The 16,313-nt window shown below is 48.7% G+C and carries 10 protein-coding genes; 8 read left to right on the top strand and 2 right to left on the bottom strand.

Annotation, left to right across the window (positions count from 1 at the left end; translation table 11 throughout):
- Window positions 1-161 precede the first annotated feature (161 nt).
- A complete protein-coding gene (locus BMY78_RS22950; protein WP_090903710.1) occupies window positions 162-1,349 on the bottom strand; it encodes an aminotransferase class I/II-fold pyridoxal phosphate-dependent enzyme in 1,188 nt (395 codons plus the stop codon).
- Between the two features lie 514 nt (window positions 1,350-1,863).
- Here BMY78_RS22950 and BMY78_RS22945 point away from each other — a divergent pair.
- The 4 genes from BMY78_RS22945 to BMY78_RS22930 all read left to right on the top strand — a co-directional run bounded on the left by BMY78_RS22945 (window position 1,864) and on the right by BMY78_RS22930 (window position 7,889).
- Window positions 1,864-3,771, top strand: coding sequence for a carbohydrate-binding protein (locus BMY78_RS22945; protein ID WP_090903709.1), 1,908 nt, complete (start codon window positions 1,864-1,866; stop codon window positions 3,769-3,771).
- A gap of 78 nt (window positions 3,772-3,849) precedes the next feature.
- Entirely contained in the window at window positions 3,850-5,919 is a 2,070-nt protein-coding gene (locus BMY78_RS22940; protein WP_090903708.1) for a beta-xylosidase family glycoside hydrolase, read from the top strand.
- Window positions 5,920-6,170: 251 nt separating this feature from the next.
- Window positions 6,171-6,845, top strand: a complete 675-nt coding sequence (locus tag BMY78_RS22935; protein WP_090903707.1) for a hypothetical protein — start codon at window positions 6,171-6,173, stop codon at window positions 6,843-6,845.
- A gap of 18 nt (window positions 6,846-6,863) precedes the next feature.
- Window positions 6,864-7,889, top strand: a complete 1,026-nt coding sequence (locus BMY78_RS22930; RefSeq protein WP_090903706.1) for a leucine-rich repeat domain-containing protein — start codon at window positions 6,864-6,866, stop codon at window positions 7,887-7,889.
- A gap of 79 nt (window positions 7,890-7,968) precedes the next feature.
- On the opposite strand, the gene BMY78_RS22925 is transcribed toward BMY78_RS22930, so the two are convergent.
- A complete protein-coding gene (locus BMY78_RS22925; protein ID WP_090903705.1) occupies window positions 7,969-10,254 on the bottom strand; it encodes a helix-turn-helix domain-containing protein in 2,286 nt (761 codons plus the stop codon).
- A gap of 265 nt (window positions 10,255-10,519) precedes the next feature.
- On the opposite strand from BMY78_RS22925, the gene BMY78_RS22920 reads away from it, so the two are divergent.
- Genes BMY78_RS22920 through BMY78_RS22905 form a run of 4 tightly spaced genes read left to right on the top strand, consistent with a single transcriptional unit; the run spans window position 10,520 to window position 16,308 of the window.
- On the top strand, window positions 10,520-11,488 hold the full coding sequence (locus BMY78_RS22920) for an ABC transporter permease (RefSeq protein WP_090903704.1): 969 nt from the start codon (window positions 10,520-10,522) through the stop codon (window positions 11,486-11,488).
- A gap of 13 nt (window positions 11,489-11,501) precedes the next feature.
- Window positions 11,502-12,371, top strand: coding sequence for a carbohydrate ABC transporter permease (locus tag BMY78_RS22915; RefSeq protein ID WP_072734581.1), 870 nt, complete (start codon window positions 11,502-11,504; stop codon window positions 12,369-12,371).
- Between the two features lie 47 nt (window positions 12,372-12,418).
- On the top strand, window positions 12,419-13,972 hold the full coding sequence (locus BMY78_RS22910; RefSeq protein WP_090903703.1) for an extracellular solute-binding protein: 1,554 nt from the start codon (window positions 12,419-12,421) through the stop codon (window positions 13,970-13,972).
- 59 nt (window positions 13,973-14,031) lie between these two features.
- Entirely contained in the window at window positions 14,032-16,308 is a 2,277-nt protein-coding gene (locus BMY78_RS22905) for an Ig-like domain-containing protein (protein ID WP_090903702.1), read from the top strand.
- The last annotated feature ends 5 nt before the right edge of the window (window positions 16,309-16,313 follow it).

Below are 16,313 nucleotides of genomic sequence, written 5' to 3'. Positions count from 1 at the left end.
TAAATTCAGGAAGCCTGCCATTGAGCAGGCTTTTCATTGTTTACCTGTTTGTTCCGCATGTCTGATCAAGTCAGGTATCCCCTTTTGTTACCCGGCCTAAAAATAATAAAAATCCCCCTGATCTACAGTGGGGGATATCTCTGACAAGTAACGCAGAACTCTTATTGTGGTATAACGGAGTTGTTTTTCAGCATTCCACTGTTATCTACCGATAGGATCGCTTGCTGCAACGTTTCTTTATCCTGAACCAAAGCGAATCTCACATATCCTTCACCGGAAGGGCCGAAGGCACTTCCTGGCGTTACGATTACACCCGCTTGTGTAACCAAATCCATGGCAAACTGTTCTGAGGTATCGTAGTGGTCTGGAATCCGACTCCAGATGAACATGGTGGCTTCGGATTTGGCGATATGCCAACCGAGGTTGGTGAATCCTTCGCACAGGACATCTCTGCGCTCCTCGTAGATATCTCTAACCCGCTCAACTTCACTCTGATCCCCTGTGATTGCAGCAATGGCTGCCTTTTGAATCGGAAGAAACATGCCGTAATCCATGTTGGATTTCAGCTTTTTAAGCACAGATACCACATCCGGGTTCCCCACACAAAAGCCGATCCGTGCCCCGGCCAATCCATAGGTTTTGGATAACGAGTTGAATTCAATACCAACATCCATCGCGCCGGGATAAGCTAGGAAACTTCCGCACGTTTTCCCATCGAACACCAGCTCGCTGTAGGCATTGTCATGGAGAACGATAATGTCATATTTCTTGGCAAACTCAATCAGATCCAGATAGAACTGATCGGGTGCCATCGCTGTCGTCGGATTGTTCGGATAGGATACAAGCATGAATTTTGCTTTGCGCGCAACCGCTTCAGGAATGTCCTGGAGTTGAATAACATACCCGTGTTCTTCTTTTTGGGGCATATAATACAGCTCGGCTCCTGCCAGTAGAGGTCCATCAGCAAAGACCGGATAACAAGGATCGGGTACAAGGACCAGATCTCCTTCATCAACAATCGCCAACGAAATGTGGGCAAGGCCTTCCTGTGATCCAAGCAAGGAGCAAATTTGGGTTTTCGGGTTCAGTTCAACATGGTAACGCCGCTTGTACCATTCACTGACTGCCTGCAGCAATTCGCTCTGATCATTTACAGCATATGTATAGTTTGAAGCATCTGCTGCTGCCTCGCATAAAGCCGTCATGATATGTTGGGCCGGGGGAATATTGGGTGTACCTACACTTAGATCAATGACAGGTTCTCCATTCTCCAGTCGTTGCCTCTTGATCTCCAGCAGACGGGTGAATATCCCTTCACTGAAATGTTCCATACGTTTAGCAAACTTCATGATTACACAGCTCCCATAACTGATTCTGTCTTTCTATTCTCACTATTTCTATCATAAATGGAGAAAGGTCAAATGAGAAGAGAGGCAGATGATCTTCATGCACCGCACTTCCAAACGTTGAAGATAAAGCTTAGAAAATAGTTGTATTTTGAATATAGTATGTTATGATATCTCTAATTAAAGAATTATTTTCTATATATAGAAAATAATTACATTAAAACAACACTCTGTATCAAATCCGCTAAAAGCGTTTTTTTATTCCATCATATTGAAAGCGTTTGCATTGAACAACCGGAGTAATTATATAACTTGCTGTGATTTCATTCTCCGGTCTTCAGATTTATTCAAGGGTTATTGTCTGAGCCATGATGAACCTTGCAGAACCGGTTGAGAGAGGCTCGACTTAAACCATATATGCTAACGTTTTTCCAGGAGGCACTCTGCGAGAAGGGAGGTGAGCGATCAAGGATTCACGTCTTTAAAACAAATTCAATTCAAATTGGAGGGGAAATGAATGATTCGAAAACGGTTGATATTTTTAATGGCATTTGTTCTGATATTTAGTGGTTTGCCTATGGGAATCACCCATGCTGCCAATCAGCCTCTAGCAAAGCTTCCTGGAAACGCGAACCCGCTCATGGATCATAAATTGGGAGCCGATCCTTATGTGCTGGTACACAACGGCCGAGTCTACGTCTATATGTCAAGTGATTCTTATGTGTACAACAGTAATGGTACGGTAAAAGAAAATGACTTCAGCATGCTGAATAAAGTTCATGTCATATCCTCTGCCGACATGGTGAACTGGACAGACCACGGGGCCATTCCGGTGGCAGGCAGCAATAATGCCAATAACGGGCAAGGTATTGCCAAGTGGGCCTGGGGCTCCTGGGCTCCGGCCGTTGCCAAAAAAAGCATAGCAGGAAAGGACAAGTTCTTTCTTTACTTTGCGAACAGTGCATCAGGCATTGGTGTGCTTACGGCGGATTCACCCATTGGACCGTGGAGCGACCCGCTTGGCAAGGCGCTGGTAACACACGGTACGCCAGGCATGTCAGGTGTGACATGGCTTTTTGACCCGGCAGTGCTGGTTGATGATGATGGTACAGGATACCTGTATGTCGGTGGGGGCATACCGAATACTTCCGATCCAGCCTCGATTGCGAATCCCAAAACGGCCCGTGTGCTCAGGCTGGGAGACAATATGACCAGTGTCGTTGGCAGTGCGGTCACCATTGATGCGCCTTATTTGTTCGAGGATTCGGGCATTCATAAGTACAACGGTAAATATTATTACTCGTACTGCATTAACTTTTCGGGCACACACCCGGCTGCCTATCCGGCAGGAGAGATTGGTTACATGGTAAGTGACAGTCCTATGGGTCCGTTTACGTACAAAGGTCATTTTTTGAAAAATCCGTATGCCTTCTTCGGTGTTGGCGGGAACAATCACCATGCTGTATTTAATTTCAATAACCAGTGGTACACCGTGTACCATGCCCAAACGGTGAGTAAAGCTCAGCATGGTGATGGCAAGGGATACCGTTCGCCGAATATCAACAGGGTGGTGCATAATGCGGATGGCACGATCCAGGAGGTGCAGGGCAACCTAGCGGGCATTTCGCAGATCGCCAATCTGAACCCATATAACCGGGTGGAGGCTGAGACGATTGGATGGCAAGCGGGAATCACAACCGAGGCATCTCAGGCTAGTGGTGGACCGTTCAGCAACCAGAATGTCACGAATATTCATAATGGCGACTGGATTGCCGTGGGTAACGTGGACTTTGGTTCTGCTGGCGCTAATACCTTCAAAGCCAATGTCGCTTCAACCGTAGGCGGCAAAATCGAAGTTCGTCTCGACAGCGCGACAGGCCCACTTGTAGGCACGCTTAATGTAGCTTCAACGGGTGGTGCACAGACCTGGAAGGAAGTTCAAACCACCGTAAATAATGCCACAGGTGTACACCGATTGTATCTGGTGTTCACGGGTACAGGCGGTGCTAATCTGTTCAATCTGGATTACTGGCAGTTTGGCAACAACACATCCAGCAATCCGGTCACCAAGGTTGAAGCCGAGAGTATGACCATTAGTGGTCCATATGCGGGAACGATCAGTTCCCCCTTCAACGGGGTAGCTTTATATGCTAATCAGGATGCTGTGGCGTATAACCAATACTTTGGCAATCCAACTCATCAATTCTCGGTTCGTGGGGCTTCCAATAACAGCAGTACAGCAAGAGTGGATCTGGTCATTGGCGGTGTAACACATGGTTCCTTTTATTTCACTGGAACGGCGCCAACCGTTCAAACCCTGTCCAACATTACACATGCAACGGGTAACCAGGAGGTCAAGCTGATCGTGACCACGGACAACGGGACATGGGATGCGTATGTGGATTATATCGAATATTCCTTGTGATCACTTATTATAAGATCTGAAATTCCTTTGATTGTGGCATTGGTTCAATGATTCTGAGAACGATCAGGAGGCATGCGAATGTGGAAGAGGATAGGCCTTTTATTACTGGTTCTACCGCTGTTTGTCATGTCGTTTCCCGTGGCTCCCACTTCGGCGGCTACGACGTTTAGCAATCCCGTAATTCATGCCGATGTGCCGGATAGCGACGTGATTCGGGTAGGCAATGCGTATTATATGACCAGTACCACGATGCATATGAACCCGGGAGTACCAATCATGAAATCATACGATCTCGTGAATTGGGAAATTGTGAATTATGTCTATGATACGTATGCAAACACCGACTCCCATAATTTGAACAATAGTCTGAATGAATATGGAAGAGGCTCCTGGGCGAGCAGTCTGAGATATAACAACGGTGTCTATTATGTAGCCTTTAGCTCGCTCTCTACGGGCAAAACCTATATCTATAAGACCAGCAATATTGAGACAGGCCCATGGACAATAGCTACTTTGGGCAGCTATTATCACGATGCTTCCCTGCTTTTTGACAACGGGCGGGTATTTCTGGTCCATGGTACTGACAATATCAGCATCGTTGAGCTTAATGCGGAGGCAACGGCAGTCAAAGCGGGCGGCCTGAATCAAGTTCTTATTGCTAATGCCAGCAATGTGGCTGGCTCGAATTTCATTGTGAAGGCTGAGGGTGCCCACATTCAGAAGATTAACGGGAAGTATTATGTGTTTCTGATCGCTTGGCCTACAGGGGATGGTCGCGTTCAAATTGTCTATCGTGCGGACAGCTTGACCGGGCCGTATACAGGCCGTGTTGTACTAAGGGATTCAGGCATTGCCCAGGGAGGAATTGTCGATACAGCCGCAGGTTCCTGGTATGGTCTGCTCTTCAGAGATAGCGGCGCAGTCGGACGTATTCCTTACCTTGTTCCGGTAACATGGTCTGACAACTGGCCTGTCTTTGGCGTGAATGGCAAGGTTCCGCTGACGATGAATGTTCCAGTGGAGGGGTATCCGGCGAAAAAGATTTATGGCTCTGACGAATTTAACGCCGGATCGGGCACAGATACGGGTTCGGTGCAGCCGTTATTAGTCAACGGTGGTTTCGAAGAGGCCAGCCTGAGTCCGTGGACCAGCAACAATACGGCATCCATTGCGGCTACCTCCTCAGAGTTTTTTGGCGGCTCCAAAAGCTTGCTGGTCAGTGGCCGACAACAGACGGCTGGCGGGGTGAAACAGGTGATTACGGGCAAGGTGACGCAGGGCGGCATGTATACCTTTTCGGCAAAAGTAAAATACACGACCGGTCCCGCAACCAAAACGTTCAACTTGAGCATTCAGAATGGGCCGAGCTATATGGGCATTTCCATTATGGGCAGTGCGACGCTGACCCGGGGGCAATGGGGTACGATTCAGGGAACGTACACGGTTCCGGCTAATGCGGACCTGTCACAGACCTTCGTATTTCTTGAGACGCCGTACAGCTCGAATCCAGACCCTGCCAATGATCTGATGGATTTCTATGTAGACGATGTTTCATTCAATACAACTGCTGCGACTGGAGGAACAAGCACAGGTCTTGCGAAATTCTGGCAGTGGAATCACAATCCTGATCCGGTCAACTGGTCGCTGACACAGCGCTCCGGCTTCATGAGACTGACAACGGGTAAAGTAAGTCCCGGCATTCTGGAGGCCAGAAATACATTGACCCAAAGAACGTTCGGACCGAAAAGCACAGGTATGGTGGCGATGGAAACAGCAGGCATGAAGGACGGCGATTATGCCGGGCTTGCCGCTTTTCAAGCGAGGTACGGCTTCGTCGGCGTGAAGGTGTCGGGGAATGCCAAATCCATCGTCATGGTCAATGCTGGCTCGGGAACGACGACCGAGGTGGCCAGTGTGCCGTTGAACCAGAACAGGGTGTACTTCCGGGTGATGTGCGATTTCACCAATCAAACGGACAAAGCCTACTTTGCGTATAGTCTGGAAGGTACTAACTGGACAACCATCGGAAACACGCTGCAGATGTCTTATACGCTGCCGCACTTTATGGGCTACCGTTTTGCTTTGTTCAATTATGCAACCAAGTCCACGGGAGGGTTTGTTGATTTCGACTACTTCCGTGTAGAGTAACTGAAGCATGAGGCACCATTCTTTTTAAAATGTTGAACCCTCGCATGAAGCTATGCGGGGGTTTAATTCATTTTCTACGGAGCTGGGCCAAGGCTCGCCTCAACTTATTTAGTATAAATGATATGATTTTTCGTGCAATTACCCTTAAAATAGAAGAGTATGAAACTTATGGCGTGAGCTTGTTCATTATATTCGTCAAATTCTGCTTCAACGATTAGTGGTAATTATCTATGTTTACTGGAGGAGAAGGAATGAAACGTGTTTACCTGTTACTGTTAATATTATTAACCCTTAGCGCATGCGAGCAGACTAATACTAGTACCGACCAAGATGACACTGCTGTTGCTGTGAGAGATATCGATGTGAAGGATGCTAAAAACATACAAATTCCGAAGAGTACAAAAGGTGGTTCAACAAAAAATGCCTCCGATTTTGTAGCTGAAGACAAAAGTGTGCTATCTGCTGAGGACTTTGAAACGGCTTATCAAATGTGTGCGCAAGCTCTATCTGAGTATTATAAGGCGATTTGGAACGGCACGGACATTGATTTGGATACCTACATCGACAATGAGAACCTTAAGCAATATACGCAAAATAAAATTACATCTCAATATGGTTTGTTTCGCAAAAACAAGCTTACTTATAACCAAGTGACAGACGTTGATATTGATGCTGAAAAAGCAGACTTTTATGAAAGGGATCAACGTTTTTTCTATTTTAAATTGAATGCACATGTCAAAAAAGACCTTGGTAACTTTGCTGAACCTACTGAATTTCTTGTACAAAATTTGAATGGAAAGTTAGTTATTGTCGATTGGTATACTGGTGCAAAGGATAGCTATGATTCCACTGTGAGAGGAGAAAATCAGATTATTGATAATCCCGATATATGGGACGAATTGGGAATAGGTAAATCAATTTATTGAAATGGAGGGTGACCAATAATGAACGAACCCTGGGCCGCTTCGATGAGGGGAGTTCCCTGGAACGAGGACAAAATGAACAAGGCTATCATTCAACTGCGGAATCGGGCAACGATTAGTTTTGTTGTCGGGCTGGACGAGGTGCGTGATCTGAGGAAACTGGATGAACTTGTGTTTGCCACACGACCCGATTTGATTTTAAATGTATCCAACATAGATGTGAAGGGGCGGTATTCAGAAGAGTTTCTGGAGACACTTGCTGGTTTAAAACATGTCACCGCTTTGCAGCTGGATATCAAACAGCCACAGGATTTGAAAGTACTGAGTGCGCTGCAAAAGATGGAGTTTCTGAACATTCGCTCACCTAAAAAGCAAAATTTGGACTTTATCCAGAATTATAAATACTTAAATTACCTTGCACTTAGCGGGAAATTTTCCGATCTGTCTCCCATCGAAGACTGTATTCGACTGAGTACCCTCGTCTTGAACTGTGCTATTGATCAGCTTGATTTTGTTATGAACCTGCCGTTGATCGATTACTTGGCAATGGATCATTGTACATTGAATGGTTCACTCGAAGTACTGGCTGAATCGAATATCCGCATGCTAAGGTTGTCGTCCGTGAAGAATCTGACCAAGATTGATGCATTGGGGGCACTACATCATCTAGTCTTTCTGCATCTGTCATTGCCCAAAATTGAGCAGTTGTGTGACTTCTCCCACATGAAAAATCTGAGGCAGCTTGAACTGGATTTCATGAAGTCCCTGCAAGAGATTGAGAACCTGTGGACTGCGGACGGGTTGGAGGTGCTGGAACTTAAAGAAATACATAAGGGGATAAAGACAGAAACTTTTGAGCGTATGACCGAAATGCAAAATTTGAGACAGGTGGATTTTCGTTTTATTGATCACAGTAAAGGCCGTATTGCTGCCATGCGTGAACGAATGGTTAAAGCAGGGAAAGGACATCTTCTCTATGAGAATATTCCTCAAGAACAGCGAATCCCTTCGATGGCTCATGTGCACCTGTCCAAAATTCTAATGTAGACAGACAGTACACCAGCGCCTGCTTCCGAGCGGACGCTGGTGTATTTACAATCTTCGGTTCTTGCCCGCTCACATCTAGTTAGCCATGGCTGGAGGAGATGAATGGCTCATTACCCGCATGACGCTTGCGGTATTCTCCGGGGGTCAGCCCGTACCGACGCTTGAACATGCGGATGAACGAATTCACATTTTGATAGCCGACCTGTGTCGCAATGTCCTGAATTCGCAGATCTACATTCACAAGCAGTTCCTTGGCCCGCTCAACCCGCAGATTGTTCAGATATTCGCTGAAGTTGATGTTTGTCTTTTCCTTGAAAATACTGGAGAGGTACCCCGATGTTAAATTCAACTTGTCGGCGACAATATTCAAATTAATATCTTCTCCATAATGATGATCCAGGTAGTCCAGCACAAAGGTGATGACCGGATCACGCGTTTCCAGCTGGCTTCGTACTGCCTCAAGTACCGGTTGAGCCAGAGCCTGAAGCCATTCCCTGTACTGCTGCATGGAGTGGAAACCAGCAAATGCCTCTCCCGGAGGAGAAGAGCGGAGCTCGGATTCGATATGCGTCAAATTCAGCTTCATCACAGTCTTGCCCATTTGTTCGACTGCACCGATTGCAAATGTGCGGAAGTCTTCTGCGGCTGCATCCTTATGCTGCAGTTGTTCCAGCTGGCGGTCCAGCCAAGCGAATACGGCCTCCTCATTGCCAGATTGCAGCAGGTTGTGCAGTTCCTCCCCATAGGTGACCTTCACATGAAAAGCATTTGACGAAGAAGCCCGCGGCTCCACAATAACCTGCGTCTCCCCATTTAGCCTGCGCTCTTTCAACAGCATGGACAGGTTGCTGTACGCATCGGTAAACGGAATTTCACCGGAATATACGGGACTTACCGCGATGGTGAGATAGAGGGTTTCTTCGACAGCCAGCAGCTCCTTCAGTGTATCGAGCGCCTGCAAAATACCGCTCTGCGGACCCGGATCGAACAGCAGCAGGAGCAGTTGATCCTGCTCAGGCTGAATGGCAACGCTATTAGTTTTGTGGCTGGTGAACAGGCTCTGAATCAGCTTCCATAATAGCAGGGTATGCTGCCCGAATTCATCCGGCTGGGATTTGAAGCCCACCTTGAACAGAATGGAGACATAGGGTTGTTCGGATTGCTGGGTATCCTCAAGCTCCGCCAGATAGGAGCTGAGCGGGATATTCTTCACTTTATGAATATAAGCGTACTGGCGTACGAGAGAGTTCTTCTGCGCAAGGTCGCTTTGAATGTAACGGTTATTCTCCAGAATGGAGCTTAGGCGGTCGCCAATCATGGCGAATTCTTTTACACTGCTCCATTTGTCTGGTCCGCTGTCCGGATTTCGGTCCAGAGCGGCAATAAGGCGCTGGAGCGGCTGGTTTAATCTTATGCTGAAAAACAGGGAGGAGATCACGCTAATCAGCACAGCAGCGCCAAGCAGGAAAGCCAGCAGCAGCTGCATGCCCCGCATTTCCGCGGCGATTACTGCGGCCTGGGTGACCCGGACATAGGTGAATCCGGTTTGCTTACCTTTTTCATAGAAGTAATACTGATCCCCAATGCGTTCATGTTTGCTTCCGTCTGCAGGTAGCTGCGGATTCTGCAGTTCCCCCTCCATTGTGGAGAACAGCAGGCGTCCCTCGTTGTCCAGAATGTAGAATGGATTATGACCGGCATCGCCATATGTTTCCTGCATACGCTGTGGGTCCAGCATGACAATGCCGTACACATCTTCGTAAGGAATGGCTTTCATCATCACCGGCATCAGTTGACCGAGAGAGCGGGATGAGTGAACGGTATTTTCCGTAAAAGCTGCGGCAGGCATGACTTTCAGGAACTGGTTGTTCATCGTTTGCGTTTTCCAGTAAGCCGGAGGGTATTCTTTACTATAATAATATTTACCGAACATATCGCTGGCACTGCTAAGACCTTCCTTCTCCAGCACATAGTCTTCTTGCTTGAAATAAAGAATGAAATTGTCGATATGCAGAAAAGGATTGGAATACAGCGTGGAGAGGTCAGACTTCACCTCTGCGGGAATATCGTAACGGCGGTTCTCCTTGATGTGGCTCAAAATGCCCAGATTGGCGGTCCAGGTATCCGATTGAGTGAGAGCCAGAATCATGTTCTGGGTCAGTCGGAAGTGATTTTCGTACCCTTCAACGGTCTGTGCAAGGCCCAGTTCATTTTGTCTGACCATCTCCTGATAGACCTTGTTGCTTAAGTACAGATGGGAGAACAGATTAAATGAAGCCAAAATCAGGATGACACTGAGGAAGCTCAGCATTAGCTTGACAAACAGTCCATTCAGCGCAAATTTGCTTGTAAGCATTCCCTTCATTATGACATTCCCCCTTGAGTACAGCCCCGGATCGAGTGGTTTAATCCTATCATAGCGGCATAAAGCTGACACAAACAATATACACTTTTACTGAATTATACGCGGATATCTGGAAAAAAGGAGTAAAGGCGAAAAGTTATATAACATGTAGATAGCGCTTTCTAAAGGTTTATAGCTATAATTCGAATACGAACCCCGGAATTTCAGGGTAAGTTAGCTGACATAACAGACAATTTAACTCATCTAAGCAAGAGGGGGCATGTCGATGGCTGATGCTAGCGTAACGCAGCGCACACTGCATAAGGAAGCGCACCGGCCGCCTCGGCGGAAGTCGCGTTTGATCAGAATCTGGAACAGGAACAAGGCGCTATGGCTGCTATTCCTGCCATGCCTCCTGTATTATTTGATCTTCCGCTATGCGCCGATGTTTGGTCTGGTCATCACGTTCAAGGATTACAATCTGTTTAAAGGAATCTGGGCCAGCGATTGGGTGGGATTCAAATATTACCGGATGTTTCTGGAAAATCCCGATTTTTGGCCGCTGATGAAGAATACGTTTCTGCTTGGATTGTATAAGCTGGTGTTTGGCTTCCCGGCCCCAATCCTGCTGGCCATTCTGCTGAATGAGGTACGGAAGGCAGCATTCAAGCGTTTTGTACAGACGGTCAGCTATCTGCCACATTTCATCTCGAATGTAATTGTGGCGAGTATGGTGATTATGTTCCTGTCCCCAACCGGAGGGCTCATTAACAATTTGCTCGCAGGTATCGGCATTGGACCGATCAATTTCATGAATGAACCCGGGCTGTTCCGGGGCATCTACGTCCTGTCGGAAATCTGGCAGCATATCGGCTGGGAGACCATTATTTATCTGGCCGCGTTGACGGCCATCGATCCGCAGTTGTATGAAGCCGCGGATATGGACGGAGCAAGTCGATTGCGCAAAATCTGGCATGTTACACTGCCCGGTATATCTCCTGCGATCGTCATTACGTTGATACTGAATATCGGCAAAGTGCTGGAGATCGGCTTCGAGAAAGTTTTCCTGATGCAGAATCCGGCGATCTACGATACAGCGGATATCATCAGCACGTATGTCTACAGGGTAGGCATGGTACAGGGGAATTTCAGCTATGGTGCGTCCATTGATTTGTTCATGGGAGTCATCAGCCTGATTTTCATCTATACGGCCAACTGGCTCAGCCGTCGATTAAGTGAGACCAGTCTATGGTAGAAAGAGGTGTGGCGTGAACTCACTCCGATTTTCCTGGTTCAACGTTGTGGCATCCCTGATTCTGCTGTTCGTTGTGGTGGTCACACTTTATCCGTTCCTTCATATGCTCGCGGTTTCCCTCAGCAGCAACGTAAACGTCATCCAAAACAATATTTCCTTCTGGCCCAAGGGCTTTAATCTGAGCATGTACAAATTGGTGCTGGGCGATCCGCAAATCTGGACGGCTTACCGAAACACAATCATTTATACCGTGCTTGGCACACTGATCTCGCTGGTGGTTACATCCACCGGAGCCTATGCACTGTCCAGAAAAGACATGGCACTGCGCAATAGCTTCACCGTCCTGATTGTCATTACGATGTTTTTCAGCGGTGGGATGATTCCAACCTTCCTGGTGGTCCGTTCCTTGAATCTGGTGGACACCGTATGGGGTATGGTTCTTCCGGGGGCAGTCAGCACCTGGAACCTCATTCTGATGCGCACGTTTTTCTCAGGCATCCCCAAAGAGCTGGAGGAATCGGGCCGAATGGATGGCCTGAACGATATTGGCATCTTCATTCGTATCATTGTGCCGCTGTCCAAGGCATCCTTTGCCACGATTGCCCTGTTCTATGCCGTGGGCATGTGGAACAACTTTATCTTTCCGCTGCTCTATCTAAGGTCTCCCGATTTATTTCCGCTCCAGGTGCTGCTGCGTAATCTCGTGCTGGCCGGCAGCGCAAGCTCAGGCGACGTAACATCCATTGGGGGAGATAACCTGGTAGTGGAGGAATCGCTCAAGTATGCGACCATTATGGTCTCAACCCTGCCGATTCTGGTCATCTATCCGTTTGTACAGAAGTATTTCGTCAAGGGAGCCATGGTTGGTGCGGTCAAAGGTTAAGTGAGGCATGAAATGCACCGCGAATTCAGATTAAGGGAGAGAAGCTTATGGGCAAATGGAAATCGGTAATACTTCCCCTGCTGATTGCAGTAACGATGGTAGCAGGGTGCAGCGGCGGCAACGGTGCCGACCCGCAAACAGATACCAAGGGGAACAGCACTGGAAATAACTCCACCGGGGCAGCAAAGACCTTCACGGCCCTGCTGGACAACAATGCCACATTCCCCTATTCCAAGAGCTGGCCCATCTGGAGCTGGCTGAAGGAAAAGACGGGTGTCACGCTGGAAGTGCAGACACCTTCGGGCAAGCTGGATGAGAGCCTGAATCTGGCGATTGCCTCCAAAGCGCTGCCTGATCTGATGTATATGCCCAATCGCAAGGATTCGAACAAGTTTGGTCAGCAGGGCGCACTGGTGGATCTGATGGAGTACATGGACAGTATGCCAAATCTGAAGGCATGGATGAAGCAGTATCCCGAGGAGGCAAAGGCTGCCTTGTCCGCCGACGGCAAAATGTATATGTTCCCGAATCAGGGCTTCGGCGAGACGAATCGCATGATCTGGATGTACCGCAAGGATGTTTTTGACAAGGAAGGCATTCAGGTTCCAACAACCTATGAAGAGTTGCATGCGGCGCTGAAGAAGCTGAAGGAGAAATACCCGGACAGTTACCCGCTCTCGATTCGCTACGGTCAGATCCCGGATGAGATGAATGCCAATATGACGGTAAACTACGGAACGGGTGAAGGGGCCTACTATGATTTTGACCAGAAGCAATGGCGGTATGGACCAACTGAAGACAACTACAAGGCTATGGTAGGGATGTGGAAAAGTTTTTACGATGAAGGGTTGGTCCCGCCCGATTTCTTATCATTACAAACCAAGCAGTGGCAGGATATGGTCTCGACTGGAAAATCATTTGTGACCATTGATTATATCAGCCGGATTGATTTTTTCAATAATGCCATGCAGCAGGAGAATCCGGAGTTCAACATGCAGTTTATGGCCCCTCCGGCAGGCGTTTCAGGTGGCAAACAATTAAATCCGTATTTTCATTATATGGAAGGCGGATTGACGGTGGCCTCGACCTCCAAGAACATTGATGATGTGATGAAGTACATGGACTTTTTCTATTCGGAGGAAGGACGTACGCTGAGCAGCTGGGGTGTAGAGGGCGAGACCTTTATAAAGGAAGGCGATACGATCAAGTTCAAGCCGGAGTATAACGATGTCATTGAAATGCGCAAGCAGACAGGGCTTCAGACCAGCGGGACCTATACCTGGATTGATTTCAATGCGCACTTATCGCTGTTCTCGGACGATCTGAAGCATGCCTATGAAGAAGCGGTCAAATATGATCCCCCCGCAATGCAGCCAAGACCTGCTTTTACAGAAGTGGAAAATGAGGTCATATCCATTACCGGTCAGGCGATCAAGAAGCACCGTGACGAGAGCTTTGCCAAATTTGTTACGGGTTCCCGGAGTCTGGCAGATTGGGAGAAGTATGTGGAGGAGATTAACAATCTCGGAGTAGATAAGCTGCTGAGCACCTATAAGGAAGCGTATGATCGTGTTCAGAATGTTCAGCTGAGCGCGAAATGAGCGACTGTACGGCACAGGAATCCTAGACCATTACAGAATGGCAAAAGGAGGCTTCGCTTATGAAAAAGCAGCATCTGCGTGTGTACTCCGGATTCAGACTGGGATTGTTTCTGTTGTTCTGTATGGTGACGATTGGAATAGCTGTCCCTGGCAAGGCAGAAGCGGCGGGTTCAATTTCACTGGACGCGCCGGCGGGCGGGTATGTGTCGGATGGAGGGCTGGTGGAAATTGGGGGCAGTTATACCGACTTGTATGACATTCGATTGTTTGTGGACGGAACGGCTCAATTCGAAGTGGTATTACATGATCCGGATGGGGATGACAGCGGCACCTGGTCTTATATGCTGGATACCTCAGCCTATAACGGGACTGTGGAACTGGTGGTTCGTGGACTGGATACGTCCACCCGTTACGGGGTATGGGGAGCGCCTGCTACCCTTACCGTTAATAACCCGGCAGCTGCTGTTCCCGAAGTAACGATCACGGGGCCATCTGAGGGCGTGTCTCTTAGCGGTCAGGTGGAGATCTCTGTCGAAACCAGCTCGCCTCTGCCGATCTTACAGGTAGAGGTTCGGGTGAATCGCGGGCCATGGGAAGAGGCCGTTCAGCAAGGCTCTGCGTATGTATACACCTGGGACACGGCGGGACTTGGCGATCGCACGGTCAGTCTGGAGGCCAGGGCGACCAGTGCACCGGAGCGTTATGGTTATAGCCCGACGGTGTATGCTCAGGTGGGGACCGGGACGCATGAGACTGCCGTTCCTCTTCCTGTACAGGAGCGGGCCATGTGGATCTGGGAACCGGAGAGCTATAAGCTGCTGCTGAACCCTGGATCGCGCCAGGTGCTGGAATCATTCATTGCCGATACGCAGACATTCGGCCAAACACCGGTCCAGACGCTTTATTTTGCAGTGGGCGGTTATGCCGGATACGATGCACTGGAGGCGCAGGAAGTGGAGTTGCGTTCTTTCGTGAGCTGGGCGCACAGCAAAAATCTGCAGGTTCATGCGTTGATTGCAGGCGGCACTACGCCGGCCTATATGGGCGCTTACGAGAAATATCACCATCATGCCGTGCAGGAAATGGAGCAGGTAATCAATTACAATCTTGCAGCGGGGGATACGGAGAAGTTTGACGGCATCAATGTGGATATTGAGCCTTATATCTCTCCCGACTTTAAAGACCCAAGTCATTTCTTGCAGAAGGAATATCTGGATGGCCTGCAAAAGATGATTAGTCGCCGGGATACCGCAGGTATTCGGCTTCCGTTCGGCCCTGCTGTGCCCAAGTGGTATGACACATCGGATCAAGCAGCAAATATTTCATGGAATGGCTCCAGCAAATGGCTGTCCGAGCATGTTCAGGATCTCTCCGACTATATCTCCATTATGGATTACCGGGATACGGCGGATGGCTCCGCTGGCATTATTGCCGGGGCTGCTGGAGAGCTGGCTTATGCAGATCAGATCGGCAAGCCGAATTCCGTTGTGATTGGTGTGGAAACCCTGGATATCGCCAATAGCGGAGACCCGGAGACCATTACCTTCTGGGAGGAGGGGCGCATCCACATGGAAGCCGAGCTGGATAAGGTATATGCAGCTTACGGGCAGAGCAGCGCCTTTGGCGGCATTGCCGTCCATCACTATGATTCCTACCGGGCACTTCCTTCGTATTGGGGGCCAGGTGGCGTAGTTTGGACAGCGCCGGATGACCAGGAAGCTCCTTCCGCCCTTTCAGGGGTTCCTTCCATTAAGGCCACTGATTATCAGACTGTACATCTGAATTATGGAATGGCTTCGGATAACATGGAAGTGGAACGCTATGTGATCTATCGGAGCACCGTGCAGGGCTTCACGCCTGCTCCTGCGGATATCGTCGGATTCGCCCGCGCCCTGAATTACCAGGACAAGGGACTGCTGCCGGATACGACATATTACTACCGTATTGCAGCCCGCGATTTGCGTGGCAATATCGGGCCTCTCACCGATGAAGTATCGGCGACCACCGGTAGTACCCCATTGAAGCCACTGATTGTAACAGACATGAATCTGGTCTCTGGCGGATCAGGGGTATCTGTCACTCTGAAGGTCAGAGATTATGATACAGGCGCAATAATTTCGGGGGCGAAAGTCGAAGGGAGATTTACTTATGCGGCGGGGCGTTACACCAGCGGGACAACCGGAGTGGATGGGAGCGTGACACTTGTCTCGGAAGCGGTGGGACCGGGCAGACAGGTTGGTTTTGAACCTCGCATAATCCGTTACAACGGCTATTACTACGCAGCAGGCCATGATTCGCCGCATACAACGCTGCTGATGTTGAATGCCAGCAATTGAACAAG

The sequence above is a fragment of the Paenibacillus sp. OK076 genome (assembly GCF_900110055.1).
Lineage (GTDB): Bacteria > Bacillota > Bacilli > Paenibacillales > Paenibacillaceae > Paenibacillus.
This window is presented reverse-complemented; position numbering and strand designations above follow the sequence as displayed.

Bases quoted from the DNA above. Each gene is read 5' to 3' on its own strand.
- BMY78_RS22930 (WP_090903706.1), top strand. From the start codon at position 6,864: ATGAACGAACCCTGGGCCGCTTCGATGAGGGGAGTTCCCTGGAACGAG.
- BMY78_RS22910 (WP_090903703.1), top strand. From the start codon at position 12,419: ATGGGCAAATGGAAATCGGTAATACTTCCCCTGCTGATTGCAGTAACG.
- BMY78_RS22925 (WP_090903705.1), bottom strand. From the start codon at position 10,254: ATGAAGGGAATGCTTACAAGCAAATTTGCGCTGAATGGACTGTTTGTC.
- BMY78_RS22905 (WP_090903702.1), top strand. From the start codon at position 14,032: ATGAAAAAGCAGCATCTGCGTGTGTACTCCGGATTCAGACTGGGATTG.
- BMY78_RS22920 (WP_090903704.1), top strand. From the start codon at position 10,520: ATGGCTGATGCTAGCGTAACGCAGCGCACACTGCATAAGGAAGCGCAC.
- BMY78_RS22940 (WP_090903708.1), top strand. From the start codon at position 3,850: ATGTGGAAGAGGATAGGCCTTTTATTACTGGTTCTACCGCTGTTTGTC.
- BMY78_RS22950 (WP_090903710.1), bottom strand. From the start codon at position 1,349: ATGAAGTTTGCTAAACGTATGGAACATTTCAGTGAAGGGATATTCACC.
- BMY78_RS22935 (WP_090903707.1), top strand. From the start codon at position 6,171: ATGAAACGTGTTTACCTGTTACTGTTAATATTATTAACCCTTAGCGCA.
- BMY78_RS22945 (WP_090903709.1), top strand. From the start codon at position 1,864: ATGATTCGAAAACGGTTGATATTTTTAATGGCATTTGTTCTGATATTT.